At 72.6% G+C, this 12440-nt stretch carries 12 protein-coding genes; 7 read left to right on the top strand and 5 right to left on the bottom strand.

The features are described from left to right. Positions 1–67: 67 nt before the first annotated feature. Together AC0LPE_RS12775 and AC0LPE_RS12780 are read right to left on the bottom strand one after the other, a co-directional pair. Positions 68–1531: a dihydrolipoyl dehydrogenase family protein gene (locus AC0LPE_RS12775; RefSeq protein WP_490604598.1), complete on the bottom strand. Its 1464-nt coding sequence runs from the start codon at positions 1529–1531 to the stop codon at positions 68–70. 96 nt (positions 1532–1627) lie between these two features. Then, on the bottom strand, positions 1628–2392 hold the full coding sequence (locus AC0LPE_RS12780) for a ferredoxin-like domain-containing protein (protein ID WP_490604599.1): 765 nt from the start codon (positions 2390–2392) through the stop codon (positions 1628–1630). Positions 2393–2466: 74 nt separating this feature from the next. On the opposite strand from AC0LPE_RS12780, the gene AC0LPE_RS12785 reads away from it, so the two are divergent. The 3 genes from AC0LPE_RS12785 to AC0LPE_RS12795 all read left to right on the top strand — a co-directional run bounded on the left by AC0LPE_RS12785 (position 2467) and on the right by AC0LPE_RS12795 (position 4034). Further along, positions 2467–2880: a PPOX class F420-dependent oxidoreductase gene (locus AC0LPE_RS12785; protein ID WP_430716435.1), complete on the top strand. Its 414-nt coding sequence runs from the start codon at positions 2467–2469 to the stop codon at positions 2878–2880. A 5-nt stretch (positions 2881–2885) separates the two neighbouring features. Then, a complete protein-coding gene (locus AC0LPE_RS12790; protein ID WP_088899434.1) occupies positions 2886–3386 on the top strand; it encodes an acyltransferase in 501 nt (166 codons plus the stop codon). A 114-nt stretch (positions 3387–3500) separates the two neighbouring features. Then, complete coding sequence (locus tag AC0LPE_RS12795; RefSeq protein WP_088899435.1) at positions 3501–4034, top strand: glutathione peroxidase; 534 nt, start codon at positions 3501–3503, stop codon at positions 4032–4034. Positions 4035–4076: 42 nt separating this feature from the next. Here AC0LPE_RS12795 and AC0LPE_RS12800 read toward each other — a convergent pair whose 3' ends face one another. From AC0LPE_RS12800 to AC0LPE_RS12810, 3 genes are all read right to left on the bottom strand, one after another. Beyond that, entirely contained in the window at positions 4077–5447 is a 1371-nt protein-coding gene (locus AC0LPE_RS12800; protein WP_430716436.1) for a metallopeptidase TldD-related protein, read from the bottom strand. After that, entirely contained in the window at positions 5444–6955 is a 1512-nt protein-coding gene (locus AC0LPE_RS12805) for a TldD/PmbA family protein (RefSeq protein WP_088899437.1), read from the bottom strand. Before AC0LPE_RS12805 ends, AC0LPE_RS12800 begins: the two co-directional genes overlap by 4 nt. A 62-nt stretch (positions 6956–7017) precedes the next feature. After that, the gene (locus AC0LPE_RS12810; protein ID WP_088899443.1) at positions 7018–7782 is read right to left on the bottom strand and encodes a TSUP family transporter; all 765 of its coding nucleotides are present in this window, start codon (positions 7780–7782) and stop codon (positions 7018–7020) included. A gap of 104 nt (positions 7783–7886) precedes the next feature. Here AC0LPE_RS12810 and AC0LPE_RS12815 point away from each other — a divergent pair, with 104 nt between their 5' ends. The 4 genes from AC0LPE_RS12815 to AC0LPE_RS12830 are packed head-to-tail and all read left to right on the top strand — an operon-like array spanning position 7887 to position 12436. Continuing rightward, positions 7887–8429, top strand: coding sequence for an FxsA family protein (locus AC0LPE_RS12815; protein WP_088899438.1), 543 nt, complete (start codon positions 7887–7889; stop codon positions 8427–8429). A gap of 19 nt (positions 8430–8448) precedes the next feature. After that, positions 8449–10059 carry an amidohydrolase gene (locus AC0LPE_RS12820; protein WP_490604600.1) on the top strand — a complete coding sequence of 537 codons (1611 nt, stop codon included), beginning with the start codon at positions 8449–8451 and terminating at the stop codon, positions 10057–10059. A 17-nt stretch (positions 10060–10076) separates the two neighbouring features. Further along, positions 10077–11660 carry an apolipoprotein N-acyltransferase gene (lnt, locus tag AC0LPE_RS12825; protein WP_490606350.1) on the top strand — a complete coding sequence of 528 codons (1584 nt, stop codon included), beginning with the start codon at positions 10077–10079 and terminating at the stop codon, positions 11658–11660. Then, positions 11660–12436, top strand: coding sequence for a polyprenol monophosphomannose synthase (locus AC0LPE_RS12830; RefSeq protein ID WP_016695914.1), 777 nt, complete (start codon positions 11660–11662; stop codon positions 12434–12436). The genes lnt and AC0LPE_RS12830 overlap by 1 nt, the downstream gene beginning before the upstream one ends. Positions 12437–12440 lie beyond the last annotated feature (4 nt).

Consider the following 12440-nt stretch of genomic DNA (forward strand, 5'->3'; position numbering starts at 1 on the left):
ACCGTCGGCGTGCAGTTCTCGTCGCCACGCGGCGTGTCACGACGACAACTGCACGTTCGAGAGGCGGTCAGCTGCGGCGGGATTCGAGCAGCCGCAACCAGATCTCGCTGATGGTGGGGTAGGACGGCACCGCATGCCACAGCGTGTCCAACGGCACCTTCCCGACCAGGGCGACGGTCGCGGCGTGGACGAGTTCGGCGACCTCCTGGCCGACGAAGGTCGCGCCGACGAGGGTGTCGGTGGCCCGGTCGACGACGAGCGCGGCGTGCCCGGCGTAGTCGTCGCGGGCCAGCGAGGCACCGGCGACGTCGATGTCGGCCTCGAGGACCTCGACGTCGACGCCGTCGGCGCGGGCCTGCTCGGCGGTGCGGCCGACCGCGGCGATCTCCGGGACGGTGAAGATCACCTGCGGGACCTGACCGTGGTCGGCGCTCGCCCGGAACCGTGACCCGTCGGTGGGGCGGTTCTCGGCGCGGGCGGCGATGACGTCCCCGCACACCCGCGCCTGGTATTTGCCCATGTGGGTCAGTGCGGCGCGACCGGCGATATCCCCGACCGCGTACAGCCATTGCCCGTTCACCCCGTCGACGGTCAGATCGTCGGCGACGGTCACCTTCCCGTCGGTCAGGCCGACGCTGTCGAGGCCGAGTCCGTCCACGGTGGGGTGGCGGCCGGCGGCGACGACGATCTCGTCGACCTCGAGGGTGCTGCCGTCGGACAGTTCGACGGTGGCGGGACCACCGTGGATGCAGCCGACGCCGGTGTCCTTCACATCGGGGCGCTGCACCGAGCGGATCTCGGTGCCGTAGCGCACATCCAGGCCCTTGTGGGCCATGCGGGTGGCGACGCGTTCGGCGGCGAACGACTCCACACGCGGCAGCAAGCGGTCGCCGCGCACCGCGAGGGTGAGTTCCTCGACGCCGAGTTGCCGCAGCCAGGTGGCGGTTTCGCACGCGACGACACCGCCGCCGACGACCAGCACGCGGCGGGGGATCTCGAGCAGGTTCGTCGCATCGCGGGAGGTCCACGGCAGCGCGTCGCGCAGCCCGGGCAGGTCCGGGATCGACGGGACGGTGCCGGTGGCCAGGACCACGGCGTGCCGGGCCTGCAGGCGACGCTCCCCGTCGCTGCCGGCGACGGTGACGGTGCGTTCGCCGTCGAGGCGGCCGTGGCCGCGCACCACGTCGATACCCGCACCCTTCGCCCAATCCACCTGGGAACTGTCGTCGCGATTGTGGGTGAAACTGTCGCGGCGGGCCAGCACGGCCGGTACCTCGACGCCGTGGGCGCTGATCTTGTCGGCGACGCCGGGCATGTTGCGGGCGGTGGCGAGCACCTGGGTGGGGCGCAGCAGGGCTTTGCTGGGCATGCACGCCCAGTAGGAACATTCGCCGCCGACGAGTTCGTGTTCGACGAGCACCGCGGTGCGGTCGCTGCCGGCGATGGCGTACTGGGCGGCGTTCTCCCCGGCCGGGCCCGCGCCGAGGACGATCACGTCATAGCTGTCGGATTCCGCTGTCGGACCGCTCATCCGTCCACGATAGGCGCGGCCGAACCGCCGGCGGGCCGGATCGGCGGCGACGGTCCGGTTCGCGAAGTCCGCCCGTTCGTGCAGGTCGGGGACGGATCAGTGCAGGTCCGGGGAGTCGGCGTCGAAGATCAACCCCATGGGGGCGAGCACCCGCACCACCTGCTCGGCGGTCCACTCGTCCAGATCGCACAGCAGCACCGACCGCCACGGGGTGACGATCACCGGACGGTCGACGGCGGCGAGGAATTCCGCGAGTCGCGCGGGGAGGATCCCGCCGGGCAGCCCGCCGGCGAGGGTGACGGCCCCGTCGGGCTGGTCGAGCCACCCGATCGGTGGCCGCGGCTGCTCCGGTACCGGTTCCGGGTCACCGGTGGGGTCGGCCGGTGGGGTGAGCAGCGCGTCGGCGGCGTCGCCCGGGGCGACGCGCACCCCGGTGTCGGCGCCGTCGCGGATCACCGCGTAGCGACCGTCGGGGCGGGCGAGGACCGCGACGGTGGGGGCCAGGGCGACGATGTCGCCGGTGCCGTCGTCGAGCCCGAGGACGGTGCCGGCCGGCACCGGCCGGTCGTCGAGGTGCGCGATCACCGCGGCGGTGAGGTCGCGCAGGTCGTGGTGTCCGCCGATGCGGCCGCTGAGCGGCGAGACGAGAAGCCGTGCGCGGGTGGGCACGTCGACGGTGAGACCGGCGGCGGTGACGGCCGCGGCGATCGCGGTGTGGTCGCCGCGCACCTGCAGCTGGGCGTGGGCGGTCAGATGCAGTTCGCCACCGCCGTGGGTGTGGGCGAGTTCGGCGAGCAGCTGCACCTGCGCGGAGGTCAGATGCCCGGCGGGCAGGTGCACGTCGACAGCGGTATCGGCCATGACCGCCAGCGTAGAACGCGGCGCCCGCGGGACGAGCGCTGCCGTGAGACCGTGCGGTTTGTAGGGTGGGGGCCATGCCCGAGTCGACGACCCCCACCGTCGCGGACCTCGCCGCCGCCAAGTTCGTGCTGCTGACCACCTACCGCAAGGACGGCAGCGCGGTGGACACCCCGGTGTGGGCGGCGCCCGACGGGAACCGGTTGCTGGTGTGGACGGTCGCCGACGCCTACAAGGTGCGGCGGCTGCGCCGCGATCCGCGGGTGTCCCTGGCGATCTGCGACGCGCGCGGCAACGCGAAGTCGGCGGCGGTGCCCGGCATCGGGGAGGTGCTCGACGCCGACGGTTCGGCGCACGCCCGGTCGGTGATCGCCCGTAAGTACGGGTTGCTCGGCCGGATCATCGTCGGCGCGAGCGTGGTGCGCCGTGGCCGCACCGGCACCGTCGGGTTGGCGTGTGTGCTCGATCCCGCCGACACGGCCGGCCGGTAGACGTCGTGGCGCGTTCTCACACCTACCGGTCCCAGGCGATCGCGGTGGCGCTCGCGAGCAGCCCGCTGATCTCCAGCGGGAGTCGTTGGAAGTGGTTGCGCCGCGCCGGTGTCGACGCCGCACCGCCGAGCCTGATCCACACCCGCGTGGTGGTACAGGGCCTCGGCCGGCTCACCCTCGGCGCGGGCTCGTTCGTCAACCACGGTTGCTATTTCGACACGGTCGCCGACATCACCGTCGGACAGCGGGTGTTCCTCGGCGACCACGTGCGGGTGCTCACCAGTAGCCACCGGATGGGCACCGCCGAACAGCGCGCCTCGACGTTGACGGGGGAGCCGGTGACCATCGGCGACGGCGCGTGGATCGGCTCCGGGGCGGTGATCATGCCGGGCGTGAGCATCGGCGCCGGTGCGGTGATCGGCGCGAACTCGCTGGTGACGAAGGACTGCGCCCCGCACACACTGCATCTGGGCAGTCCCGCCCGGCACGTCCGTGACCTGGACTGACCCCGCCACCCGAGCGCGTCCGGATCGTCCCGGTTCGTCCGATCCCGTAGGGTCCGTGGTGATCTCGGCCTCATCTGCGGGGCCGAGCCGATCGAACCCAGTTCAGGAGAGCGCATGTCCGTGCACGAGTACACCGTGGCCACCGCCGACGGCGGCAGCGAGGATCTCGCCCGCTTCGCCGGCCGGTATCTGCTGATCGTCAACGTCGCCAGCAAGTGCGGCCTGACCCCGCAGTACGAGGCGCTCGAGGCGCTGCACCGCGAACTCGGCGAGCGCGGCCTGCAGATCCTGGCGTTCCCGTGCAACCAGTTCGGTGGTCAGGAACCGGGCAGCGACAGCGAGATCCAGGAGTTCTGCCGCGTGAACTTCGACGTCACCTTCCCGGTGTTCGCGAAGGTCGACGTCAACGGCGACGATGCGCACCCGCTCTACCGGCACCTGCGCGCCGAGGCTCCCGGCGATTTCGGGCCGCAGCACGGTTTCCTGTTCGAGCACGTGAGCACGACCCGCCCGGAGGCGATCGGCACCGACGAGGTGAAGTGGAACTTCACCAAGTTCCTCGTCGACCCGCAGGGTGCGGTGGTGCGCCGCTTCGAGCCGACGGTCACCCCCGAGGAGATCGGCAAGGAACTCGCCGACCTGCTCTGAGCCCCTATCGGTCCGGTCGGTGGCTACCGACCGGACCGGAGGTCAGTGGGCGGCGCTGACCGACGACATGTGGAAGTCGGGGATGCGCACCGGCGGCATCGCGGTGCGGGTGAACCAGTCCTTCCACTCCCGCGGCAGGGTGCGTTCGGTGGCGCCGATCTCGGTGGCGCGGCCGAGCAGATCGACCGGAGATTCGTTGAACCGGAAGTTGTTCACCGCCGCCCGCACCTGCCCGTCCTCGACGAGATACACCCCGTCGCGGGTCAGGCCGGTCAGCAACAGCACCGCCGGATCGACCTCCCGCAGGTACCACACGGTGGTCAGCAGCAGACCGCGTTCGGTGCGGGCGATCATGTCGTCCACATCGGCGGTGCTGCCACCGGTGAGCAGCAGATTCTCGCCCGGTGCCGTGGGCGTGGCCCCGAATTCGGCGGCCGCGGCCCGCGGATACGCCAGCGCGTGCAGGGCGCCGTCGCGGAGCCAGTCGACCCGCGAGGCGCTCATGCCGGTGTCGAACACCGAGACACTGTCGGTGGAGGCGGTGGCGACCACGAACGGCGCATAGCCCAATCCCGGGGCGGCCGGATCGGACGTCAATGTCACCGGCAGTCCGGCGATCTGCTCGCCGAGGCGGGTACCGCCGGGCCCCGCCCACACCGACCGGCCCTCCTCGGCGCCGCGCCCGTCGAGGGACCACAACAGTGGGATCATCAGGTCCGCGACCACCGAGGGTGGCAGCAGCGTCTCGTACCGTCCGGCGGGCAGGTCGACGCGGGTACCGGCCCAGTCCAGCCGCCGCGCCAGTTCGGCGCGCAGCGGATCCATCGCGATGTCGGTGAAGTCGACGGTGCCGGCGCCGACCCAGGCGCTCGCCCCGGTCAGGCCGCCGCGTTTGCCGTTGAGCTCGAGCGACCCGTCGCGTTGCACCCAGCGGCGCCGCACCCCGGTGGAGGTGCCCAGCCACATCGTCGTGGATTGGTGGTGGGCGAATCCGTAGAGGGCGTCGGTGTCGTCGAAGCCGGCGGCGAGCCCGTCGAGGAGCGGGGCGAAGACCTCGACGTCGGTGCCGACAGCCTCTTCGCCCCACTGCGGGTCGGTGTCGTCGCCGTCGATCAACGGCATCGCATCCGGTGCCGCCGGGGCCTGCTGCGCGGCCGCCCACGCCGCGGCGACCACCGCGCCGATGTCGTCGGCGTCGACGATCGGGGCGCTGACCACCCCGCAGTGTGCGCCGCCGGGGGTGCGGCGGATCGCGAGGATCGTGGCGCCGCGGGCACGGGCGGAGCCGTTGGTGGTCATCGAACTGCCGGCCCACCGCAGCGACGCCTCGGCACTGTCGGTGACCATCACGATGGTCTCGTCGGCAGGGGAGGTCGCCAGGGCGGTCTCGACGAGTCGGTCTCCGGGGATCATCGGCCACCTTCCTGCACCGTGTTGAGCACGTTCACGCCGCGCACCAGCACCGACGGGCAGCCGTGCGAGACGGACGCGACCTGCCCGGGTTGCGCCTTGCCGCAGTTCATCGCGCCGCCGAGCTGCCAGGTCGACGCGCCGCCGACCGACTCGAGGGCACCCCAGAACTCGGTGGTCGACGCCTGATAGGCCACATCGCGGACCTGCCCGGCGAGGCGGCCGCCGCGGATCCGGTAGAACCGCTGCCCGGTGAACTGGAAATTGTGCCGCTGCATGTCGATCGACCAGCTGCGATCACCGACGATGTACAGCCCGTCGTCGACCCCGGCGATCAGATCGGCGGTGCTGCGATCGACGCTCGGATCGGGTTGCAGCGACACGTTCGCCATCCGCTGGATCGGCACGTGATGCGCCGAATCGGCGTAGGCGCAGCCGTTCGAGCGGGCCACCCCGAGCTTCGGGGCGAACGCCCGGTCGAGCTGGTAGCCGACGAGCACCCCGTCCTTCACGAGATCCCAGGACTGGGCGGCGACCCCGTCGTCGTCGTAGCCGACGGTGGCCATGCCGTGCGGTTCGGTTCGGTCGGCGGTGACGTGCATGACGTCGCTACCGTAGCGCAGGCTGCCGAGCAGGTCGGGGGTGGCGAAGGAGGTGCCGGCGTAGGCGGCCTCGTAGCCGATGGCGCGGTCGTATTCGGTGGCGTGCCCGACCGATTCGTGGATCGTCAGCCACAGATTCGTCGGGTCGATCACCAGATCGGTGCGGCCCGGCGTCACCGACGGGGCCTGCGCCTTCTCCGCGAGCTGCTCGGGCAGTTCGGCGAGCTCACGGCTCCAGTCCCACCACCGGTCCGAGGCCACATACTCCCAGCCGCGGCCGGTCGGTGGGGCCAGGGTGCGCATCGACTCGAAGGTGCCGGCCTCACGGTCGACGCGGGTCGCGTCGAGGTCGGAGTGGATCCGCACCCGCTGCTGGGTGATCGTCGACCCGGCGAGATCGGCGTAGAAGGTCTGTTCCTTGACCAGGGTCAGATTCGCGGCGACGTGGTCGACGCCGGCGGCGTCCTGCAGTCGCCGCGAACGGTCCTCGAGTACCGCGATGCGCTCGGCCGCGGGGACGGTGAACGGGTCGATCTCGTACGGCGAGACCCACACCGCGTCCCGGTGGACCGGTTCGTCGGCCCACTGCACCGGATCGCGGTTCAACGCGCGCAGGGTGCGGGCGACCGCGACGGCTCGGGCCGCGGCGTCGGCGGCGCCGTCCGGGCCGGGCACCGGATGCGACGCGAACCCCCAGGTGCCGTCGAGCAGCACCCGCACCGCCACCCCGCAGTCGCTGTCGTCCACCGCCGCTTGCAGGGCGCCGTCGCGCAGGGTGCTCGTCCCGGTTCGGATCCGATGCACCCGCACATCGGCGTGACTCGCACCCGCCGCCCGCGCCACCGTCAGGCCCGCGTCGGCGGCGGCGTGCAACGGCAGGGCCAGAAAATCGTCGTCCACCGCATTCACCCGCCCACGGTAACGCCGGGATGTGCGGCATCGGGGTTGCCGCACCGAGCGTCTCGGGTGGCTCAGCCGAACTGTTCGATGCCCAGGCGGATCACCATGGCGATCACCACGACCAGCAACACCACCCGCACGAACCCGGCGCCGCGGGCGAGCGCCATCCGGGAGCCGAGCACCGAGCCGGCGACATTGCACACCGCCAGCGCCGCCCCGAGCGCCCACCACACGTGCCCGCCGACGGCGAACAGGACCAGCGCCCCGAGATTCGAGCCGAAGTTGAGCACCTTCGCCATGGCCGCGGAGGTGACGAACTCGCTGCCGAGCATCGCCGCGAACACGATGATGAAGAAGGTGCCGGTGCCGGGCCCGAGGATCCCGTCGTAGAAGCCGATCACCGCCGCGGCCGTGATCACGACGGTGACCAGCCGCAGCGTCGACGGGCGGCGGGTGCCGCCGGCGCCGAGTTTCGGGCGGGCGGTGACGAACACCGCCACCGCGACGAGCACCACCATCACGATCGGGATGAACACCTCCCGGTCGATGAGCGAGACCGCCGCCGCCCCCGCCGCCGCGGCCACCGCGGCGACCAGGGCGGCGGGGCCGAGCAGCGACCAGCGCAGCGGGATGCGCCGCGCGAAGGTCAGCACCGCCGCGCCGGTCCCACAGATCGCGGTGAGCTTGTTCGTCGCCAGCGCCGCCTGCGGTGTCAACTGCGGGGCGACGAGGAACAGGGCGGGCAGCAGGATCAGCCCGCCACCGCCGACCACCGCGTCCACCCAGCCGGCGGCCGTCGCGGCGGTCATCAGCAACGCCCAGTCACCTGCAGTCATGGCGGCCATTCGATCACGCGCCGTATCCGGGGGCGGGTGCGGGAGCAAAACCGGCGGCCCGTTCGTTGACCGGACAGAAACCGCCGACGGAAGGAAGTCCCGCCGTGTACCCGTTGTTGTTCGTGCTCTACGTCGTGGCGGAGATCGCGGTGCTGGCCTGGCTCGGCTCCACCCTCGGCGCCCTGGCCACCGTGCTGATCTTCCTCGGTGTCAGCGCCGCCGGTTATCTCGTGCTCGCCGCCCTGGGTCGTCGCGCGCTGCGCAACCTCGGTGAACTGCGCGGGGGCCGGGCGCCGCGCGCCAATTCCCCGGAGCGGGTGCTCACCGACGGTGCGCTCATCGGCGCCGGCGCGGCCCTGGTGCTGATTCCCGGCATCGTCAGCACCGTGCTCGGGATGCTGTTGTTGCTGCCGACCCGCGCCGCGCTGCGGCCGGTGGTGCGCACGCTGGTCGCGCGACGCGCCCGCGCCACCGGGTTCTCCGCGCAGCGGCTGGTGGTGGTCGACGGACAGGTCGTCGATCACAGCGTCGTCGGCGGCGCCCCGCACCTGACCGGTGGTCCGGCGGTGACCGAGCAGGTCGACGACCGTGGCACCGTGCTCGAAGGGGAGATCGTGGAGACCCCGCGCCGCCGCGAAGAGCGGTAACCGGGCAGACTGGGCACTCGTGAGCCCTGCACCGCACACCCAGCTTCTCGTCGGCGGCCGCATCTACAGCGCCAGTGCCCCCGATGCCACCGCGATGGCCGTCACCGACGGCACGGTCGTGTGGGTCGGGCAGGACCGGCCCGGCCGCGCCCTGCACCCGGACGCCGAGATCGTCGACCTGCACGGCGCGTTCGTCGCCCCCGGTTTCGTCGACACCCACGTGCACACCACCACCCACGGCCTGGCCCTGACCGGGCTGGATCTGACCGACGCCGTCGACCGCGAGGACGCGCTGCGCCGGGTGCGCGCACACGCCGATGCGCACGACGACGCGGTGATCTGGGGGCACGGCTGGGACGAGACCCGCTGGCCCGACCCGACGCCGCCGACCACCGCCGACCTCGATGCCGCCGCCCCGGCCCGGCTCGTCTATCTCGGCCGGATCGATGCGCATTCGGCGGCGGCATCGAGCGCGTTGCGGGCCGCCGCCGAACCCCTCGACGAGCTGGACGGGTTCGATCCGCAGCAGCCGCTGACCGCCGCGGCGCACCACGCGGTGCGCGGCGCCGCCCGCCACGGGCTGACCGCCGCGCAGCGTGCCCGCGCCCGCTTGGCGGCCCTCGACGATTTCGCCGCGCACGGCTACGTCGCGGTGCACGAATGCGCCGGCCCCGACATCTCCGGGCTCGACGACTTCACCGAACTGCTCGGCACCGACCATCCGGTGCAGGTGCGCGGCTACTGGGGGCACGCGGTGCGCACCGGCGAGGAGGCCGCGGAGCTGCTCGCCGCCACCGGCGCCGACGCGCTCGGCGGGGACCTGTTCGTCGACGGGTCGATCGGTTCGCACACCGCCGCGCTGGCCCGCCCGTACGACGACCTGGCGGACTGCTGCGGCACCACCTATCTGACCGAGGACGAGCTGACCGCGCACGTGCGGGCGTGCACCTCGGCGGGCATCCAGGCCGGTTTCCACGTCATCGGTGACGCGGCGACCACCGCCGCGGTCGCGGCCTTCGAGGCGGTCGCCGCGGAGGTCGGGGGACCGGCGCTCGCCGCGCGTGGGCATCGGCTCGAGCACGTCGAGTCGCTGACGGTCGCGCAGGCGGAGGTGTTGGCGCGGTACGGGGTGATCGCGAGCATGCAACCGAGCTTCGACGCGCTGTGGGGCGGGCCGGACGGGATGTACGCGCAGCGGCTCGGCGCCGACCGCGCCGCGGCGTTGAACGCGTTCGCGCCGCTGGCCGCGACCGGACTGTCGTTGGCGTTCGGCTCCGATGCGCCGGTGACGGCGCCGCGGCCGTGGCCGATGCTGCGGGCGGCGGTGCACCATCGCACCGCCGGCAGCGGCATCTCGCCGCGGGCGGCGTTCGCCGCCGCGACCCGCGGGGCGTGGCGGGCCGGGGGTGTGCGCGACGGTCTGGCCGGCACCCTCGAGCCGGGTGCGCCGGCGTCGTATGCGATCTGGGAGGTGGGCGAGTTGGTGGTCGCCGCCCCGAAGGATTCGGTGCAGCGCTGGTCGACGGATCCGCGGTCGCGGGTGGCGCCGCTGCCGGATCTCGGCCCGGGCACCGCCGATCCGGTGCTGGTGCGCAGTGTGCACCGCGGCCGGATCGTGTACGCGCGGTGACCGGCCGGCCCTTCGCGATGGTGGCGCTGCGCGCGCTGCTCGCCGTCGTCGCGGGACTGTTGCTGTTCGCGTCGTTCCCGCCGCGTCCGCTGTGGTTCCTCGCCCCCGCAGGGATCGCGCTCCTGGTCGGTGTGTTGACTGCAGTGCCGATGCGGCGGCGCGCGGGGTTCGGCTACGGCTATCTCGCCGGCCTCGGTTTCCTGGTGCCGCTGCTGCCCTGGATCGGGGTGTATGTCGGCCCGTTGCCGTGGTTGGCGCTCGCCGCCGCCGAGGCAGTCTTCGTCGGCCTGTTCGGCGCGCTGGTGGTGCACCTGCGGTCGCTGCCGGTCGCGCCGTTGTGGATCGCGGCGGCGTGGAGCCTGACCGAATGGTTGCGGTCGAGCGTCCCGTTCGGCGGCTTCCCGTGGGGGCGGCTGGCGTTCGGGCAACCCGACGGCGGGTTCGTCTCCCTCGCCGTCGTCGGCGGCGCCCCGCTGGTGTCGTTCGCGGTGGCCACGACCGGCGCCGGGCTCGCCGCCCTCGTCCTCACCGCCTACCGCCGACCCCGCCCGGCGCGGGCCTGGACGGCGCCGGTCGCGGTGACCCTGCTCGGGCCGCTGCTCGCCGCGGCGGCGTGGCCGCTGGTGCGCACCACCACCGACGAGTCGTCGACGGTGACGGTCGCAGCGATCCAGGGCAGCGTGCCGCGCCTGGGCCTGGACTTCAACGCCCAACGCAAGGCGGTGCTCGACAACCACGTCGCCCGCACCCTCGCCCTCGCCGAGGACGTCGCCGCCGGGCGGGCCCCGGCCCCGGATGTGGTGATCTGGCCGGAGAACGCCTCGGACATCGACCCGCTGCGCAACGCCGACGCCGCCCGCGACATCTCCGCCGCGTCCGCCGCGATCGACGCACCGATCCTCGTCGGGGCGGTGCTCGTCAACGACGACCGGACCACCACCAATTCGGTGATCGTGTGGGACGCGCAGACCGGTCCGGGGGAGCGGCACGACAAGAAGATCATCCAGCCGTTCGGCGAATACCTGCCGTGGCGGTCGTTCTTCCGGTTGTTCTCCGAGTACGCCGACCGCGCCGGCCATTTCGTGCCCGGCGACGGCGACGGCATGGTCACCGCCGGCGGCATCGACATCGGGGTGGCGACCTGTTACGAGGTGGCCTTCGACCGGGCGTTCCGCGACTCGATCGACGCCGGCGCGCAGCTGCTGGCGGTGCCGACGAACAACGCCACCTTCGGCGACACCGAGATGACCTATCAGCAGCTGGCGATGTCGCGGGTGCGGGCCGTCGAGCACGGCCGGGCCGTGATCGTCGCGGCGACCAGCGGGGTCAGCGCCATCGCCGAACCGGACGGTCGGGTGCAGCAGAGCACACCGTTGTTCGTGCCCGATGCCCTGGTGGCGCAGGTGCCCTTGCGCGCAGACGTTACGCTGGCTAGTCGGCTCGGAGTGGCGCCGGAGCTTCTGCTCTGCGCCGCGGCCGTGGCCGCCACCGCTCTCGCCCTGGTGCGGGGACGGCGGGAGAAGGCCGGTGCGGCAGCTCGCACCAGCACCGGCGCAGCAGGAGCACCGGCCGGTGGCCGGTTCGACAAGGAGGACCTCTGATGGCAGCGGCGACGCCGGCCGGGAACGACAGCGCACCCAGCGCCCGCACCCTGGTGATCATTCCGACCTACAACGAGCGGGAGAACCTCGGTCGGATCATCACCCGGCTGCACGCCGCGCTGCCGCACACCCATGTCCTCGTCGTCGACGACGGCAGCCCCGACGGCACCGGTGACCTCGCCGACGACCTCGCCGCCGCCGACGAGCGCATCGCGGTGCTGCACCGCACCGAGAAGAACGGTCTCGGCGCCGCCTACATCGCCGGTTTCCGGTGGGGTCTGGCGCACGACTACACGGTGCTCGTGGAGATGGACGCCGACGGCAGTCACGCCCCCGAACAGCTGCACCTGCTGCTCGAGAAGGTCGACGCCGGCGCCGATCTGGTGCTCGGCTCGCGTTACGTGCCCGGCGGCACGGTGGTGAACTGGCCGTGGCATCGCGAGGTGCTCTCCCGCGGCGGCAACATCTACTCCCGTCTCGCGCTCGGGGTGTCGGTCCAGGACATCACCGGCGGCTACCGCGCCTACCGCCGTGAGGTGCTCGAGAAGCTCGACCTCGACGCGATCGCCTCGCACGGCTACTGCTTCCAGGTCGATCTCGCGTGGCGCACCCTGCAGGCCGGGTTCACCGTCGCCGAGGTGCCCATCACGTTCACCGAACGGGAGATCGGCGAGTCGAAGATGAACGGCAACATCGTGCAGGAGGCCCTCGTCCGGGTCACCGTGTGGGGGCTGCGCAGCCGCCTCGCGCGCCTGCGGGCACTACTCGGCCGCTGAACCG

Source organism: Rhodococcus sp. S3 (genome assembly GCF_058211795.1).